This is a genomic window from Pseudomonas sp. RIT-PI-a, from assembly GCF_001187875.1.
Taxonomy (GTDB): Bacteria; Pseudomonadota; Gammaproteobacteria; order Pseudomonadales; family Pseudomonadaceae; genus Aquipseudomonas; species Aquipseudomonas coleopterorum.
Genome location: NZ_LGIR01000032.1, coordinates 166,188 through 182,749, shown reverse-complemented (window position 1 = coordinate 182,749; position 16,562 = coordinate 166,188). Strand labels below are relative to the sequence as shown.

Here is a 16,562-nt window from a genome sequence, read left to right as displayed (position 1 = left end):
TTGACTTTGCCCAGGCGTAAACGTATGTTTCAAACACCCGTTTGATAGCGACAACCTGTCGCAGGTCGAACCCACCGGAGTTCAGCAGAGGTTTATCGCTATGTCTGATTACAAGGCCCCCTTGCGTGATATTCGCTTCGTCCGCGACGAGCTGCTCGGCTACGAAGCGCACTATCAAAGCCTGCCCGGTTGCCAGGACGCAACGCCGGACATGGTCGATGCCATCCTCGAAGAAGGCGCCAAGTTCTGTGAACAGGTACTGGCACCGCTGAACCGCGTGGGTGACATCGAAGGCTGCACCTGGAGCGAGGACGGCGTGAAGACGCCAACCGGTTTCAAGGAAGCCTACAAGCAGTTCGTCGAAGGCGGCTGGCCGAGTCTGGCCCATGACGTCGAGCACGGCGGCCAGGGCCTGCCCGAATCCCTGGGGCTTGCGGTCAGCGAGATGATCGGCAGTGCCAACTGGTCCTGGGGCATGTATCCCGGCCTGTCCCATGGCGCGATGAACACCATTTCCGCCCACGGAACCCCCGAGCAGCAGGAGGCCTACCTGACCAAGCTGGTGTCCGGCGAGTGGACCGGCACCATGTGCCTGACCGAGCCGCACTGCGGCACCGATCTGGGCATGCTGCGCACCAAGGCCGAACCCCAGGCCGACGGCAGCTATGCGATCAGCGGCACGAAGATCTTCATTTCTGCCGGCGAACACGACATGGCCGACAACATCGTGCACATCGTCCTGGCACGCCTGCCCGATGCGCCGGCCGGCACCAAAGGCATCTCGCTGTTCATCGTGCCCAAGTTCCTGTCCAACGCAGACGGTTCGATCGGCACGCGCAATGCGGTGAGCTGTGGCTCGCTGGAACACAAGATGGGCATCCACGGCAACGCCACCTGCGTGATGAACTTCGACAGCGCCACCGGCTACCTCATCGGCCCTGCCAACAAGGGCCTCAACTGCATGTTCACCTTCATGAACACCGCGCGCCTGGGTACCGCTCTGCAGGGCCTGGCACACGCCGAAGTGGCGTTCCAGGGTGGTCTGCGCTATGCCCGCGACCGCTTGCAGATGCGCTCGCTCACCGGCCCCAAGGCGCCGGAGAAGGCCGCCGACCCGATCATCGTGCACCCGGACGTGCGCCGTATGCTGCTGACCATCAAGGCCTTCGCCGAAGGCACGCGTGCCATGGTCTATTTCACCGCCAAGCTGGTGGACGTGCTCAAGTTCAGCCAGGACGAGGAAGAGCGCAAACGTGCCGATGCCCTGCTGGCGTTCATGACCCCGATCGCCAAGGCGTTCATGACCGAAGTGGGCTTCGAGGCCGCCAACCACGGCGTGCAGATCTACGGTGGACACGGCTTCATCGCCGAGTGGGGCATGGAGCAGAACGTACGCGACAGCCGCATTTCCATGCTGTACGAAGGCACCACAGGTATCCAGGCGCTCGACCTGCTGGGCCGCAAGGTGCTCATGACCCAGGGCGAGGCGCTCAAGGGCTTCACCCGCATCGTGCACAAGTTCTGCCAGGCCAACGAAGGCAACGAAGCGGTTGCCGAGTTCGTCACACCCTTGGCGCAGTTGAACAAGGAGTGGGGCGAGTTGACCATGAAGGTCGGCATGGCCGCCATGAAGGACCGTGAAGAAGTCGGCGCCGCCTCGGTCGACTACGTGATGTATTCGGGTTACGCCTGCCTGGCCTACTTCTGGGCCGACATGGCTCGCGTGGCGGCGCAGAAACTGGCCGAAGGTCATGGCGATGCGGCGTTCTACACGGCCAAGCTGCAGACTGCGCGCTTCTACTTCCAGCGCATCCTGCCGCGCACCCGCACTCACGTTGCCGCCATGCTGTCCGGCGCAGGCAACCTGATGGCCATGGACGAAGCGCACTTCGGCCTTTCCTACTGACAGGCCAACCAGCCTGCGGCGCGCGTTGACCCGAGCGCGCCGCCCGGCTTTCGAACTTCAGCCCTCGAATTCCTGCGAGTTAGCCATGGCGGACTACAAAGCTCCCTTGCGCGATATGCGCTTTGTTCTGAATGAAGTATTCGACGTCGCCAGCCACTGGGCGCAATTGCCGGGCCTGGCCGACAGCGTCGACGTGGAAACCATGGAGGCGATCCTCGAAGAGGCCGGCAAGGTCACGGCCCAGGCGATCGCACCGTTGAGCCGTGCGGCCGATGAAGAGGGCTGTCACTGGCGCGATACCGTGGTCACCACCCCGGCTGGATTCCTCCAGGCCTACCAGACCTATGCCGAGGGCGGCTGGGTCGGCGTCGGCGGCGAGCCCGCCCACGGTGGCATGGGCATGCCCAAGGTGATTTCGGCGCAGGTCGAGGAGATGGTCAACTCGGCCAGCCTGGCGTTCGGCCTGTACCCGATGCTGACGGCCGGTGCCTGCCTGTCCATCAACGCTCACGCCAGCGACGAGCTCAAACGGACCTACCTGCCCAGGATGTATGCGGGCACCTGGGCCGGCTCCATGTGCCTGACCGAAGCCCATGCAGGCACCGACCTCGGCCTGATCCGCACCCGCGCCGAACCGCAGGCCGACGGCAGCTACAAGGTCAGCGGGACGAAGATCTTCATCACCGGCGGCGAACACGACCTGACCGAGAACATCATTCACCTGGTGTTGGCCAAGCTTCCCGATGCGCCGCCCGGTCCCAAGGGCATCTCGTTGCTGCTGGTGCCCAAGTTCATGGTCGATGCCGACGGTAACCTGGGGGCGCGCAATGCCGTGTCGTGCGGTTCCATCGAACACAAGATGGGCATTCAGGCCTCGGCCACCTGCGTGATGAATTTCGACGGCGCCACCGGTTACCTGGTCGGCGAGGCGAACAAGGGCCTGGCGGCCATGTTCACCATGATGAATTACGAGCGCCTGGGTGTCGGTATCCAGGGTCTGGCGTCGGCCGAGCGCTCCTACCAGAACGCCGTGGAATATGCCCGCGACCGGCTGCAAAGTCGCTCACCTGCTGGTGCTGTGCAGCCCGACAAGATGGCCGACCCGATCATCGTCCACCCGGACGTGCGGCGCATGCTGCTGACCATGAAGGCCTGCAACGAAGGCGGGCGTGCCTTTTCCACCTACGTTGCGTTGCAACTGGACACGGCCAAGTACAGCGAAGATCCGGCCACGCGCAAGCGCGCCGAGGACATGGTCGCTTTGCTGACACCGGTGGCCAAGGCGTTCCTGACCGACCTGGGCCTGGAGACCACGGTGCATGGGCAGCAGATATTCGGCGGCCACGGCTATATCCGTGAATGGGGCCAGGAGCAGCTGGTCCGCGATGTGCGCATCACCCAGATCTACGAAGGCACCAACGGTATCCAGGCGCTGGACCTGATGGGGCGCAAGGTCGTGGGCAACGGCGGCGCGTTCTATCAGTTGTTCTCCGAGGAGGTACGGGCTTACGCGACCCAGGCCGAAGGCGCATTGCAGGAGTTCACCCAGCCGTTGATCCAGGCGTTGGACCGTCTGGATGCGCTGACGGCCGGGGTTCTGGACCGGGCCGGGAACGATCCGCGCGAGATTGGCGCGGCGTCCGTCGAGTACCTGCAGGCCTTTGGCTACACCGCCTATGCCTACATGTGGGCAAGGATGGCCGGCGCCGCGCTGGGCCGGCAGGACGAGGCGTTCTACGCCAGCAAGCTGGGCACGGCGCGGTTTTATTTCGCGCGTTTGCTGCCGCGGGTTCACTCGCTGGCGGCCGCCGTCGAGGCCGGCAGTGCGTCGCTGTTTCTACTGGATGAGGCGCAGTTCTGACGATGTAAGCTTTGGCTTACGTTACGCGACGTCTTTGAGCTATATCCGAGGATTGGATCCACGGTTAATCTTCTCTCCAAGGACGTTGCGCAGGATGCGCCTAGATATAACAGGGACACGTAGGATTTCTGCCAGGACGGCGGACGGAAATGGATGTCATGGGAAACAGTCTGCAAAACCCCGCTTCGGCGGGGTTTTCTTTTTTCCGCTCCCGAATATTCCCCGCATCACCGCCGGCCGCCAGACGCCGCACACCTGACACCCCGCATCCACGCCCGACGCTGCTCACACACCCCCTGTAGCAGCGGCGCAAGCCGCGTCACCGACGACGCGATTCACTTGACACCCCGCATCACCGCCCGACGCGGCTCGCGTCGCTGCTACAGGGTTGCCTAAGCCGTGTAGCAGCGTCGCGTCAGGTCATGGTTTCGCTGGCGGCTTGAGCAACGCTTCGGCGGCCTTGGCCAGGTCCGGTGGCAGGAAATCCTTGTCCGGGTTGTAGTCGGCCTTGAGGAAGCGCGTCAGGTCCTGCAGGTCGCCCGGGCTCAGGATGCCTGCCGCCTGCTTGAGGCGCAGGTTGTCCAGAATATAGTCGTAGCGGGTGTTGTTGTAGTCGCGCACCGAGCTGTACAGCTGACGCTGCGCGTCGAGCACGTCGACGATGTTGCGCGTCCCCACCTGATAGCCGATCTCGGTGGCCAGCACCGAACTCTGGTTGGAAATGATCGACTGCTTGCGCGCCTGCACCTGCTCGACATCGGTGTTGACCGCGCGGTGCAGGTTGCGGGTGTTCTCCACCACCTGCCGACGCAGGCTTTCGCGCTGCTGCTCGCTCTGCGTGAGCCGTGCGTAGGCTTCACGTACCTGCGAGCTGGTCAGGCCACCGCTGTAGATCGGAATGTTCAACTGCACGCCGATGCTGCGCTGCGACACATCGCTGCCATAGCTGACGCCCGGCAGGGTCGATGGGTTACTGAAACCCAGATTGTCGTTGTCGCCCTTCTGGTATTGCGCGACCGCATCCACCGTCGGCGCATGCCCGGCCTTGCGCTGGCGCAAGGTCTGCTCGGCGGCTTCCACGGCGTAGTTGCTGGCCAGCAGATCAAGGTTCTGCCGCGAAGCGGTATCGACCCAGGTACTGGCGTCATTGGGTATCGGCGCCAGCACGGGCAGGGTGTGAACGATGCCCTGGATCGAATTGTATTCGCGGTTGGTCAGCGTGATCAGGGCCTGGAACGCATCCTCCACCTGGCGCTGGGCGATGATCCGGTTGGCCCGGGCGGTGTCGTAGCTGGCCTGGGACTGCAGGGTGTCGGTCTTGTCGGAAAGACCGACGTTGAAGCGCTCCTGGGACTGATCGAGCTGGCGCCGGAATGCATTCTCCTCGGCGCGCGCGGTGGCCAGGTTGTCCTGGGCGCGCAGCACCGAGAAATAGGCCTGGGCACTTTGCAGAATCAGGTTCTGTTCGGTGGCTGACAACTGCACCGCCGCTTGCTCGTCGACCGCCTTGGCCGCCTTGAGCTGGAACCAGCGGTCGGCACGGAACAGCGGCTGGCTCAATTGCGCGCGGTAGGAATTGCCACTGCGGTTGTACACCGCCGAGGGCTGGTCCAGCGCCGTGCGGGTGTCGTTGATGTCGTAACCGGCCGACAGGTTGGGCAGCAAACCGGCGCGCGCCTGCGGCACGATTTCGCTTTGCGCGGCATAGTCGGCCCGCGAGGCGGCCAGGTCGGCGTTGTTCAGTACCGCTTCCTGATAGACGCTGACCAGATCGGTCATGCTCGCCAACGGTGCCTGCTGCGCCAGGGCCAGGCCTGGGATGGCACCGGACACGGCCAGGGCGAGGGCCGTTGCCGAGGGAAATCTACTGCGCAGCATGGGGCAATCCTTGGTCTGTAAGCTGGGTCTGGACATCAGCTGTGGAAAGAGGCTTGGGGCAGGGCGAGTGTAGAGCGCGGCGCGCCGCACAACAATCGGTCCGATGCAACGGCCACTATCAAGACCTGCAGGCGGGGGTGGCGTTCCACGTGCAGGGCGTCTATGCTGTGCACGTTCTTGTCGGGGTGCCTTGCTATGAGGCTGAGATCGGATAATCCGGATCCCGTTGAACCTGATCAGGTTAACGCCTGCGTAGGGAACAAGATTTCTCGTCTTTGCGGCGAGTCCTCTTGTGCTTCGTCCGAGGTCTCGCGCATTTCTGCACAGCACCTCGCGTACAAGCACAGCATCCGTTCACAGGGTGCATCCGTGCCTTTCAGGTTCGCTCCGACATTCCCTGCTGGATGCCGTCTGGAGAGCCTGTGATGAATACAAAAGCAAAAAACACCGTGCATTTGAGCGAATCGGCCCAAGTCGATTCAGGCTCCGTGCAGCCCTTCACCCGTTCGCGCAAGATCTATGTCCAGGGCTCGCGGGCAGACATCCGTGTGCCCATGCGTGAAATCAGCCTGGACGTCACACCGACCGACTTTTCCACCGGCAACAGCAGCGGTGAGATCAACCCGCCGGTGACCGTCTACGACACCTCCGGCCCCTACACCGACCCCAATGTCGTCATCGACGTGCGCAAGGGCCTGGCCGACGTGCGTTCGGCCTGGATCGACGACCGTGGCGACACCGAACGGCTGCCCGGCCTGAGTTCTCACTTCGGCCAGCAGCGCCTGAGCGACGACGAACTGACCAAACTTCGCTTCGCTCACGTGCGCAACCCGCGCCGGGCCAAGGCCGGCGCCAACGTCAGCCAGATGCACTACGCGCGTCAGGGCATCATCACCGCCGAAATGGAATACGTCGCCATCCGCGAGAACATGAAGCTGGCCGAGGCCCGCGCTGCCGGCCTGCTCAAGGATCAGCACAAGGGCCACAGCTTCGGCGCCAGCATTCCCAAGGAGATCACCGCCGAGTTCGTGCGTGAAGAAATCGCCCGTGGCCGCGCGATCATTCCGGCCAACATCAACCACACCGAACTCGAACCGATGATCATCGGCCGCAACTTCCTGGTGAAGATCAACGGCAACATCGGCAACAGCGCCCTGGGTTCCTCCATCGAGGAGGAAGTGGCCAAGCTCACCTGGGGCATCCGCTGGGGCTCGGACACGGTGATGGACCTGTCCACCGGCAAGCACATCCACGAAACTCGCGAGTGGATCATCCGCAACTCGCCCGTACCGATCGGTACCGTACCCATCTATCAGGCCCTGGAAAAAGTCGGCGGCGTGGCCGAAGACCTGACCTGGGAGCTGTTCCGCGACACCCTCATCGAGCAGGCCGAGCAGGGCGTGGACTACTTCACCATCCATGCCGGGGTTCTGTTGCGCTACGTCCCGTTGACCGCCAAGCGGGTCACCGGCATCGTCAGCCGCGGCGGGTCGATCATGGCCAAGTGGTGCCTGGCGCACCACAAGGAAAACTTCCTGTACACGCACTTCGACGAGATCTGCGAAATCATGAAGGCCTACGACGTCAGCTTCTCCCTGGGCGACGGTCTGCGTCCGGGCTCGATCGCCGACGCCAACGACGAAGCTCAGTTCGGGGAGCTGGAAACCCTCGGCGAGCTGACCAAGATCGCCTGGAAGCATGACGTGCAGTGCATGATCGAAGGTCCGGGGCACGTGCCGATGCAACTGATCAAGGAGAACATGGACAAGCAGCTGGAATGCTGCGACGAAGCGCCGTTCTACACCCTCGGCCCGTTGACTACCGACATTGCCCCAGGTTACGACCACATCACCTCGGGCATCGGTGCGGCGATGATCGGCTGGTTCGGTTGCGCCATGCTTTGCTACGTGACGCCCAAGGAGCACCTGGGCCTGCCGAACAAGGATGACGTGAAGACCGGCATCATCACCTACAAGATCGCCGCGCATGCCGCCGACCTGGCCAAGGGGCACCCCGGCGCGCAGATCCGCGACAACGCCTTGAGCAAGGCGCGTTTCGAGTTTCGCTGGGAAGACCAGTTCAACCTCGGGCTGGACCCGGACACCGCGCGCGCCTACCACGACGAAACCCTGCCCAAGGACTCGGCCAAGGTCGCTCACTTCTGCTCGATGTGCGGGCCGAAGTTCTGCTCCATGAAGATCACTCAGGAAGTGCGCGAGTATGCGGCCAACCAGAAGATCGAAGCCGTCGACCTGAGCGTGGAAGAAGGAATGCGCGAACAGGCCCAGCGCTTCAAGCAGGAAGGCAGCCAGCTGTACCAGAAAGTCTGATCAGGACCTTCAGTGGTGCGGCTTTCGCGGCCGATGAAGGCTCCTGCGATTCGTCCGTAGGAGCGGTCATCGGCCGCGAAACCCGCACCGCGTCTGACCTGACACCCCACCAATGCTCCGACAACCCCGACTCCTTCCCATTCGAGCCCATCCATTGAAAACCTCCTACTCCCCCGATATCGCGGTCTCCACCGCCCAGCGCGTGCTGGGCGGACGTGATCTGTTCTCCCTGTGGTTTTCCCTGGGCGTCGGCCTCATGGTGCTGCAGACCGGCGCCTTGCTGGCGCCCGGCCTGGGCCTTGCCGGTGCACTGGGCGCCATTTTTCTCGGGACCCTGGTGGGTGTGCTGCTGCTCGCTAGCGTCGGCGTGATCGGCAGCGACACCGGGCTGTCGGCCATGGCCGCCCTGCGCCTGACCCTGGGCCATGGTGCCGGCAGCGTGCCGGCGCTACTGAACCTGCTGCAACTGGTCGGCTGGGGCTCGTTCGAGATCATCGTCATGCGCGATGCCGCCAGCCTGCTGGGCACCCGCGCCTTCGGCGAAGGCAGCCTGGGCAGCAATCCGTGGTTGTGGACGCTGCTGTTCGGCGCGTTGGTCACGCTGCTGGCGGTCAGTGGGCCGCTGACCTTCGTGCGCAAGGTGCTGCGCAAATGGGGTATATGGCTGCTACTGGCGGCATGCCTTTGGCTGACCTGGAACCTGTTCGCCAAGGCCGACCTGGCAGCTCTGTGGAACACTGCGGGCGACGGCTCCATGGACCTGGCCACCGGCTTCGACATCGCCATCGCCATGCCCCTGTCGTGGCTGCCGCTGATTGCCGACTACTCGCGATTCGGCAAACGCGCTCGCAACGTGTTCGGCGGCACCGCCGTGGGCTTCTTCATCGGCAATTTCTGGTTGATGAGCCTGGGCGTCGCCTACACCCTGGCGTTCGCGCCCAGTGGTGAAGTCAATGCGCTGCTGCTGGCGCTGGCCGGTGCCGGCCTGGGCATACCGCTGCTGCTGATTCTGCTGGACGAGTCGGAGAACGCCTTTGCCGACATCCATTCGGCTGCGGTATCGACCAGCCTGTTGTCAGGCTTGAAGGTGGAGCACCTGGCCCTGGCCATCGGTATCACCTGCACGCTGATCGCCTGTCTGGCACCGCTGGCGCAGTACCAGAACTTCCTGCTGCTGATCGGCTCGGTCTTCGCGCCGCTGTTCGGCGTGGTCCTGATGGACCACTTCGTGCTGCGCAAACGCGCCATCCAGGTCGAGCCACGGGCTGTGCGCTGGAGCGCACTGCTGGCGTGGCTGGGCGGTGTGTGCCTGTATCACGTGCTGGCCAATCTGTACCCGCAGATCGGAGCAACCCTGCCCGCGCTGGTGGTGGCCGGGTTGCTGTACTACCTGATCGAGCGCGTGCTCAACCGCGACCCGGGAACAGCTCGGGCTTGATCACGCCATTGAGGCGCGGGTAGGCGATCTTCACTTCCGGGTGGCCCATGGCGTAGGGGGCGATGCTGTACACGTTGTACTTGAGCACCACGCCCCCATAGGTCAAGGCAATGTTCGGCGTCTGCTGGAAAGGCCACTGACGAATGAAGTCGGCATCCTTGTCCAGCTTGCTGGCGACCAGCCAGCCACGGTGGGCTTCTTCGGCAGCCTGCCAGAACGCGCGTTCCTGACCCGGTACCAGCATGTCCTTCAGGGTCAGTTCGCGATGCTCGCGACGTGACCAGTTGATGAAACCCCGTCCCGGCATGCCGTGGGCGCCACCGGTCATGACGTAGCTGGACAGCTCGACCACCACGATACCGTCATGCTGCTCGCGTACCTTGGCTTGCAGGTAGCTGCTGTAGCGCGGCTGGGCCTCGCGCATGAATTGATCTTCATAGGCCTTAAGGGTCGCCGGTACGCGGGCGTCGGGCGTGTTGACGGTCATCTCGCGCAAGCGTTTGTCGATGGCTGCATCCAGGCCGGGCTCGTCGGGAAAATGCACCACGTCGATGTTCACCAGTGGGCAGTCCTGATTGTCGCAGCCGGGCTTGATGTGCTCGAAAGCCTCGCGCTTGGTCTCCAGCGGCGCCCGGTAGTTGGTTTGGAAGACACTGGCGCAGGCACCCAGGGTCAAGGCGACGCAGGCCACGGAGGTGAACTTGAGAAACGACATGATGGTCCTTGGCGGATGATTGAATTGTCGTGCTTGGACTGCCGGTCGAACCGTCGGTTCGCACGTAGCGCAATCTTAATGCCTGCTCGCCCAACCGCCTATCCCGAGGCTTACGGCTTACCTTCGAAGGGGGCTGCAATACGGGCGCATCGCGGTTAGGATGGCCCCATGCTGCACGCACGAGTACGAGGTTTTTCCATGCCAGATTCATCCCGATCCACCCCCAAGGCGGTCGAGATCGACAAGACCGAACGTTGCTTCCAGGGCTTCTACAGACTGGACAAGCTGTTCCTGCGCCACGAGCTGTTCAACGGTGGCATGAGCAAGCAGATCAGCCGCGAACTGTTCGTGCGCCACGACGCCGTGTGCGTGTTGCCCTACGATGCCGTTCGCGACGAAGTGGTCCTGATCGAGCAGTTCCGGGTCGGCGCGGTGGGCAAGGTCGACAACCCCTGGCTGATCGAAATGGTCGCCGGGTTGATCGACAAGGACGAGCAGCCCGAGGAAGTCGCCCATCGCGAAGCCGACGAGGAAGCGGGGCTGCAGATCGAAGCGCTGTGGCCAGTCACCAAGTACTTCCCCTCGCCCGGCGGCAGCGATGAATACGTGCATCTGTACCTGGGCCGCTGCAGCAGCGAAGGCGCGGGCGGCCTGCATGGGCTGGAGGAGGAGGGCGAGGACATCCGCGTCAAGGTCTGGGCGTTCGACGATGCCCTGCAGGCCGTGCGCGACGGTCGGATCATCAACGCGGCAGCGATCATCGCCATTCAATGGCTGGCGCTGAACCGCGACGAAGTCAGGGGGCTGTGGTCGTGAGTCCGTTGCGCGAGCGCTACCGCGTCGATCTGGTTGGCTTGCAAGCCGCCTGCGAGGCCAATTATGCGCGACTCATGCGGCTGTTGCCGGACATGCGCAGCCAGCAGTTGTCGCGCCGCATCGCCATGACCCAGGCCGACCAGATGCTCGGCGTGCTGACCCTTGAGGTGATGCTGGCCTGTCCGTACACCACCACCCTGCGCGTGCGCCAGGAACACAGCCTGCCCTGGCTGCCCGTGCCGCAGATGGAAGTGCAGGTGTACCACGATGCGCGCATGGCCGAGGTCATCAGCGCCGAGCATGCGCGTCGTTTCCGCAGCGTCTATCCCTATCCCAACGAGGCCATGCACCAACCCGACGAAAAGGCCCAGCTCAACCTGTTTCTCGGCGAATGGCTCAGCCACTGCCTGGCCTGCGGCCACGAGTACGAAGCGGTGCGCTGAGCGCCGACCGGCCCCTGGCGCTGGCCCCTGCATTGCCCTCGTCATCCGGGCTGCGCATAATTCCTCGATCAACCCCTGCCTGGAGACGGCCTTGTCGAGCCCATCTGATCGCGCTGTCGATGCCCCGGTGCTGCTCGTGCAGCTGTCCGACAGCCACCTGGTGGCCGAAGCCGACGGAGCCATGTTCGGCCTGAATACCCGGCAGAGCCTGGCGCAGGTCGTCAGCCAGGTGCAATTGGAACAGCCGCACATCGATTTGCTGGTCGCCACCGGCGACCTGTCTCAGGACGGCACGCTGGCTTCCTACCAGGCGTTTGCCCAGGCTACAGCGGGCATTGCCGCGCCGATGCGCTGGCTGCCCGGGAATCACGACGAACCGGCGGTCATGCAGCAGGCCGCGCAGGGCACGCAGTGGCTGGAGCCGGTGGTGGACATCGGTGCCTGGCGAGTGACACTGCTCGATTCCGCCATCGCAGGTTCGGCGGCGGGTCATCTGGCCGACGAGCAGTTGCAGTTACTCGAACGGTCGCTTGCCGAGGCACCGCACAAGCATCACCTGGTGTGTCTGCACCATCATCCGGTGTCCATCGATAGCTCCTGGATGGAGCCCATCGGCTTGCGCAACCGGCATGCCCTGTTCGAACTGCTCGCCCGCTTTGCGCAGGTGCGGGGCGTGCTCTGGGGGCACGTGCATCAGGAGATCGACCGGCAGGCTCATGGCGTGCGCCTGTTGGCATCGCCCTCGACCTGCATCCAGTTTCTGCCGTGCAGCGAGGACTTCGCCCTGGATGACCGTGCGCCGGGCTACCGCTGGCTGCGTCTGATGCCGGACGGACAGATCGAAACCGGCGTCTCGCGCCTGGCGGACTTCAGCTTCACCCCGGATCTGGACGCGGCGGGTTATTGATTCAGGGGCGGTAGCGTGGCCTTCGCGGGCAGAGCCCGCTTCCACAGGGTTTCGTGCCAGGATTGTGGCTTGCCGGAGCGGAGCGGGCGGCGAGCCTTCTGGTTACGAAGGCCGCACCGCCCATATACCGACGCACCAACACCCCAACAGCATCCCCGACAAGGTAAACTGCGCGCCATCTCTATGCCCGGAGGCCCCCATGCCCGGTTCGATCCTCTACATTCATGGTCTGAACAGCTCGCCGGATTCGCAGAAAGCCCGCCAGTTGAGTGCGCTGATGCAACGCATCGGCCTGGCTGATCAACTGCGCGCGCCCGCCTTGCACCACCATCCGCGCCAGGCCATCGCCCAACTCGAAGCGGCACTGGCGCAGCTCGACGCACCCTTGCTGGTGGGAAGCTCACTGGGCGGCTACTATGCGACACACCTGGCCCAGCGCTTTGGGCTCAAGGCAGTGCTGATCAACCCGGTGGTCAACCCGCACCGCCTGTTCGATGGCTACCTGGGCGAACAGACCAACCATTACACGGGCGAGCGCTGGCAGCTGACCCACGACCACGTCACGGCCCTGGCCGAGCTGGAAGTGCCGGCCCCCACGGACCGCGAGCGGCTCCAGGTGTGGCTGCAGACCGGCGACGAGACCCTCGACTATCGCCAGGCGGCGGCCTTCTACCAAGCTTGCAGCGTGCACATCGAAAACGGCGGCGACCACGGCTTCCAGGGCTTTGCGCAGAAGTTGCCGGCGCTGCTGGCATTCGCCGGCATCGACGCCGAGCGCCTGGATGGCATCGACCTTGCCCAGCTTTGATCACTCATTTCACGAACGACTGACGACGAGACCCCATGGCCAATCCCAGCGCTAGCTCCTATAACGCAGACGCCATCGAAGTCCTCTCGGGCCTCGACCCGGTGCGCAAGCGCCCGGGCATGTACACCGACACCAGTCGGCCCAACCACCTGGCCCAGGAAGTCATCGACAACAGTGTCGACGAAGCCCTGGCGGGCCACGCACGGTCGATCCAGGTCATCCTGCACGCCGACCACTCCCTGGAAGTGTCCGACGACGGCCGCGGCATGCCTGTGGACATCCATCCTGAGGAAGGCGTCAGCGGCGTCGAGCTGATCCTTACCAAGCTGCACGCCGGTGGCAAGTTCTCCAACAAGAACTACCAGTTCTCCGGCGGCCTGCACGGGGTCGGTATCTCCGTGGTCAACGCCCTGTCCAATCAGGTGCGGGTCAGGGTCAAGCGCGAAGGCAACGAGTATCAGATGACCTTCGCCGATGGCTTCAAGGCCACCGACCTGGAAGTCATCGGTACGGTCGGCAAGCGCAACACCGGCACCAGCGTGTACTTCGCCCCGGACCCGAAATACTTCGATTCCCCCAAGTTTTCCGTCAGCCGCCTCAAGCATGTGCTCAAGGCCAAAGCGGTGCTCTGTCCCGGCCTGCTGGTCAGCTTCGAGGACAAGGGCAGCGGCGAGAAGGTCGAGTGGCATTATGAAGACGGCCTGCGTTCGTACCTGATCGATGCGGTCACCGAATTCGCCCGCCTGCCGGACGAGCCGTTCTGCGGCAGCCTGGCGGGCAACAAGGAAGCCGTGGACTGGGCGCTGCTGTGGTTGCCCGAAGGCGGCGACAGCGTTCAGGAAAGCTACGTCAACCTGATTCCGACGGCCCAGGGCGGTACCCACGTCAACGGCCTGCGCCAGGGCTTGCTCGATGCCATGCGCGAGTTCTGCGAGTTCCGCAACCTGCTGCCGCGTGGGCTGAAGCTGGCGCCCGAAGACATCTGGGAACGCATCGCCTTCGTCCTGTCGATGAAGATGCAGGATGCGCAGTTCTCCGGCCAGACCAAGGAGCGGCTGTCCTCGCGTGAAGCCGCAGCGTTCGTGTCCGGCGTGGTCAAGGATGCCTTCAGCCTGTGGCTCAACGCGCATCCTGAATTGGGCATGCAGCTGGCCGAGCTGGCGATCAGCAACGCCGGGCGCCGCCTCAAGGCAAGCAAGAAAGTCGAGCGCAAGCGCATCACCCAAGGCCCGGCATTGCCCGGCAAACTGGCCGACTGTGCCGGCCAGGACCCGGCCCGCTCCGAGCTGTTCCTGGTCGAAGGTGACTCGGCAGGTGGCTCGGCCAAACAGGCGCGGGACAAGGAATTCCAGGCGATCCTGCCGTTGCGCGGCAAGATCCTCAACACCTGGGAAGTGGACGGCAGCGAGGTCCTGGCCAGCCAGGAAGTGCACAACATCGCCGTGGCCATCGGCGTTGATCCCGGTGCCGCCGATATCAGCCAGCTTCGCTACGGCAAGGTGTGCATCCTCGCCGACGCCGACTCCGACGGCCTGCACATCGCGACTCTTCTCTGCGCGCTGTTCGTCCAGCACTTCCGTCCCCTGGTGGACGCCGGGCACGTCTATGTCGCCATGCCGCCGCTGTACCGCATCGACTTGGGCAAGGAGATCTTCTACGCCCTGGACGAGGCCGAGCGCGATGGCATCCTCGACCGCCTGGTGGCCGAAAAGAAACGCGGCAAGCCGCAGGTCACGCGCTTCAAGGGCCTGGGGGAGATGAACCCACCGCAGCTGCGCGAAACCACCATGGACCCCAACACCCGCCGCCTGGTGCAACTGACCCTGGACGACTTCGCCGGCACCACCGAGATCATGGACATGCTGCTGGCCAAGAAACGTGCGGGCGACCGCAAGGCGTGGCTCGAGTCCAAGGGTAATCTGGCCGAGGTGCTGGCTTGATCGCAGCGCTGCTGACAGCCCTGTTCGCCCTGGCCCTGCCGACGCTGGCCGAGGCGTCGGCGCAGCCCGCTGTGCCCGAATTGACGTTGATCGGCGAGCATGCGGTCGATGGCATGCCCGCGGGCAATCTGTCCGGTCTGGCGCTGTGCGGCAAGGCGTTGTGGGCCGTGTCCGACCGCGAAGACGGGACGGTCTATCGCCTCGATACCTCGACGCCCGTCTGGCAGGCGAGGGCGGTGACGTTCAAGGCACCGCCGGTCCCGCCCAGCGGGCTGCCCGCTCGTCTGCGCATGAGCAGTTGGGCCGCGTCTTTCGTGCGCGGCGGCGATCTGGATTTCGAAGGCATCAGCTGTGATGCCCAAGGCAACCAATACCTGGTCAGCGAAGCCCACGTCGCGGTCTTGCAGATTCCCGTTTCAGGCGAGCCGAAATGGTTGCCTCTGGATCCGACGCTGGTCAGTCAGGCGCGCGCCAGCCACTTGCTGTTGCACTTCAATGCCCTGTTCGAAGGGCTGACCGTCACCCCGGCCGGCGACCGCCTGTGGCTGGCCGCCGAACGTCAGCAGCGCGGTCTGTTGGCTGTTCGCAAGCGGCCGGTGAGCTGGAGCTGCGAGGGGCGTTGCGTGCTGCTCGCCGAAGGCGGTGCGGAAACGCTGCCGGTGCAGGTGCCTCGCACCAGGACCATGCCGCGCGACTTCGCTGACCTGGCCTACTTCGACGGCAAGCTGTTCACCCTGGAACGCAATGCCTACCGCATCTGCCGCCGAGACGCCGATACGGCGAAGCGGGAACGTTGCTGGTCGTTCGCCGCCGAAGCCCTGTTGCCCGCGCGCCGCTATGATGCGCCCTACGGCCTGACCGAAGCGCTGAGCGTGGACGCCGACGGCGCCTGGATCGGCACCGACAACAACCAATGGGCCCGCGCCGATGGCGAACGCCGTCCGGTGGTCTGGCGCTTCGCAGCCCCGGCCGGTGGCTGGAGTGCGGCACCATGAGCCAGGCGGCACCCGGCAAGCGGGCGGGCAAACTGCTGATGCTGCTGGCCTGGGCCGCGGCGTTGTACCTGGCCACGCAGTTCTTCGGCGACTGGGAACAGCGTCGGGAAAATCCCAATGCCGTGCCGGTGTCCCAGCACGGCGACGGCTATGTGGAAGTGCAGCTGGCCGGCAATGGCCAGGGACACTTCGTCAGTGGCGGCTTCATCAACGGCCAGCCGGTGCAGTTCATGCTCGACACCGGCGCCACCGATGTGGCGATGCCCGAAGCCGTGGCGCGCAAGCTTGAATTGACGCGCGGGGCACCGGTGCTGCTCACCACCGCCAATGGCAAGACCCAAGGCTATCGCACCGAGATCGCCAGCCTGCAATTGGGCGACATTCGTCTGAGCAATGTCCGCGCCCTTGTAGTGCCGGGCTTCGAAGGCAACCAGGTGCTGCTGGGCATGAGCGCCTTGAAACAACTTGAATTCACTCAGCGCGGCGGCAACTTGTTGCTGCGCCAGACCACGAAACGATGAGGCT

At 64.2% G+C, this 16,562-nt stretch carries 13 protein-coding genes and 1 riboswitch; of the genes, 11 read left to right on the top strand and 2 right to left on the bottom strand.

Annotation, left to right across the window (positions count from 1 at the left end):
• Nucleotides 1-100 precede the first annotated feature (100 nt).
• On the top strand, nt 101-1,906 hold the full coding sequence (locus AC788_RS18810; protein WP_049862075.1) for a phenylacyl-CoA dehydrogenase: 1,806 nt from the start codon (nt 101-103) through the stop codon (nt 1,904-1,906).
• Nucleotides 1,907-1,991: 85 nt separating this feature from the next.
• Complete coding sequence (locus AC788_RS18805; protein WP_049862074.1) at nt 1,992-3,767, top strand: acyl-CoA dehydrogenase C-terminal domain-containing protein; 1,776 nt, start codon at nt 1,992-1,994, stop codon at nt 3,765-3,767.
• A 420-nt stretch (nt 3,768-4,187) separates the two neighbouring features.
• Here the strand turns inward: AC788_RS18805 and AC788_RS18800 are convergent, their stop codons facing one another.
• Nucleotides 4,188-5,645, bottom strand: coding sequence for a TolC family outer membrane protein (locus tag AC788_RS18800; RefSeq protein WP_049862073.1), 1,458 nt, complete (start codon nt 5,643-5,645; stop codon nt 4,188-4,190).
• A 171-nt stretch (nt 5,646-5,816) separates the two neighbouring features.
• Nucleotides 5,817-5,921, top strand: a riboswitch (TPP riboswitch).
• A gap of 149 nt (nt 5,922-6,070) precedes the next feature.
• Between AC788_RS18800 and thiC the strand changes: the two genes are divergently transcribed.
• Nucleotides 6,071-7,975, top strand: a complete 1,905-nt coding sequence (gene thiC, locus AC788_RS18795) for a phosphomethylpyrimidine synthase ThiC (protein ID WP_049862072.1) — start codon at nt 6,071-6,073, stop codon at nt 7,973-7,975.
• Between the two features lie 112 nt (nt 7,976-8,087).
• Nucleotides 8,088-9,413 carry a putative hydroxymethylpyrimidine transporter CytX gene (gene cytX, locus AC788_RS18790; protein WP_049862071.1) on the top strand — a complete coding sequence of 442 codons (1,326 nt, stop codon included), beginning with the start codon at nt 8,088-8,090 and terminating at the stop codon, nt 9,411-9,413.
• Here the strand turns inward: cytX and AC788_RS18785 are convergent.
• Nucleotides 9,382-10,128 carry an RsiV family protein gene (locus tag AC788_RS18785; protein ID WP_049862070.1) on the bottom strand — a complete coding sequence of 249 codons (747 nt, stop codon included), beginning with the start codon at nt 10,126-10,128 and terminating at the stop codon, nt 9,382-9,384. The genes cytX and AC788_RS18785 overlap by 32 nt on opposite strands.
• Before the next feature lie 198 nt (nt 10,129-10,326).
• On the opposite strand from AC788_RS18785, the gene AC788_RS18780 reads away from it, so the two are divergent.
• From AC788_RS18780 to AC788_RS18750, 7 genes are all read left to right on the top strand, one after another.
• Nucleotides 10,327-10,944, top strand: a complete 618-nt coding sequence (locus AC788_RS18780) for an NUDIX domain-containing protein (RefSeq protein ID WP_049862069.1) — start codon at nt 10,327-10,329, stop codon at nt 10,942-10,944.
• A complete protein-coding gene (locus tag AC788_RS18775; RefSeq protein WP_376787043.1) occupies nt 10,899-11,387 on the top strand; it encodes a DUF1249 domain-containing protein in 489 nt (162 codons plus the stop codon). The genes AC788_RS18780 and AC788_RS18775 overlap by 46 nt, the downstream gene beginning before the upstream one ends.
• Before the next feature lie 91 nt (nt 11,388-11,478).
• Nucleotides 11,479-12,294 (top strand): 3',5'-cyclic-AMP phosphodiesterase, encoded by an 816-nt coding sequence (gene cpdA / locus AC788_RS18770; RefSeq protein WP_049862067.1) that lies wholly within the window; start codon nt 11,479-11,481, stop codon nt 12,292-12,294.
• A gap of 199 nt (nt 12,295-12,493) precedes the next feature.
• Complete coding sequence (locus tag AC788_RS18765) at nt 12,494-13,102, top strand: YqiA/YcfP family alpha/beta fold hydrolase (RefSeq protein ID WP_049862066.1); 609 nt, start codon at nt 12,494-12,496, stop codon at nt 13,100-13,102.
• Between the two features lie 35 nt (nt 13,103-13,137).
• The gene (parE, locus tag AC788_RS18760) at nt 13,138-15,042 is read left to right on the top strand and encodes a DNA topoisomerase IV subunit B (RefSeq protein ID WP_049862065.1); all 1,905 of its coding nucleotides are present in this window, start codon (nt 13,138-13,140) and stop codon (nt 15,040-15,042) included.
• Nucleotides 15,039-16,037, top strand: a complete 999-nt coding sequence (locus tag AC788_RS18755; RefSeq protein ID WP_442965553.1) for an esterase-like activity of phytase family protein — start codon at nt 15,039-15,041, stop codon at nt 16,035-16,037. The genes parE and AC788_RS18755 overlap by 4 nt, the downstream gene beginning before the upstream one ends.
• The gene (locus tag AC788_RS18750; protein WP_043191202.1) at nt 16,034-16,558 is read left to right on the top strand and encodes a retropepsin-like aspartic protease family protein; all 525 of its coding nucleotides are present in this window, start codon (nt 16,034-16,036) and stop codon (nt 16,556-16,558) included. Before AC788_RS18755 ends, AC788_RS18750 begins: the two co-directional genes overlap by 4 nt.
• Nucleotides 16,559-16,562: the final 4 nt, after the last annotated feature.

Coding starts and splice junctions, on each gene's coding strand:
- AC788_RS18810 (WP_049862075.1), top strand. CDS start 101: ATGTCTGATTACAAGGCCCCCTTGCGTGATATTCGCTTCGTCCGCGAC.
- AC788_RS18805 (WP_049862074.1), top strand. CDS start 1,992: ATGGCGGACTACAAAGCTCCCTTGCGCGATATGCGCTTTGTTCTGAAT.
- AC788_RS18800 (WP_049862073.1), bottom strand. CDS start 5,645: ATGCTGCGCAGTAGATTTCCCTCGGCAACGGCCCTCGCCCTGGCCGTG.
- thiC (WP_049862072.1), top strand. CDS start 6,071: ATGAATACAAAAGCAAAAAACACCGTGCATTTGAGCGAATCGGCCCAA.
- cytX (WP_049862071.1), top strand. CDS start 8,088: ATGCTCCGACAACCCCGACTCCTTCCCATTCGAGCCCATCCATTGAAA.
- AC788_RS18785 (WP_049862070.1), bottom strand. CDS start 10,128: ATGTCGTTTCTCAAGTTCACCTCCGTGGCCTGCGTCGCCTTGACCCTG.
- AC788_RS18780 (WP_049862069.1), top strand. CDS start 10,327: ATGCCAGATTCATCCCGATCCACCCCCAAGGCGGTCGAGATCGACAAG.
- AC788_RS18775 (WP_376787043.1), top strand. CDS start 10,899: ATGGCTGGCGCTGAACCGCGACGAAGTCAGGGGGCTGTGGTCGTGAGT.
- AC788_RS18765 (WP_049862066.1), top strand. CDS start 12,494: ATGCCCGGTTCGATCCTCTACATTCATGGTCTGAACAGCTCGCCGGAT.
- parE (WP_049862065.1), top strand. CDS start 13,138: ATGGCCAATCCCAGCGCTAGCTCCTATAACGCAGACGCCATCGAAGTC.
- AC788_RS18750 (WP_043191202.1), top strand. CDS start 16,034: ATGAGCCAGGCGGCACCCGGCAAGCGGGCGGGCAAACTGCTGATGCTG.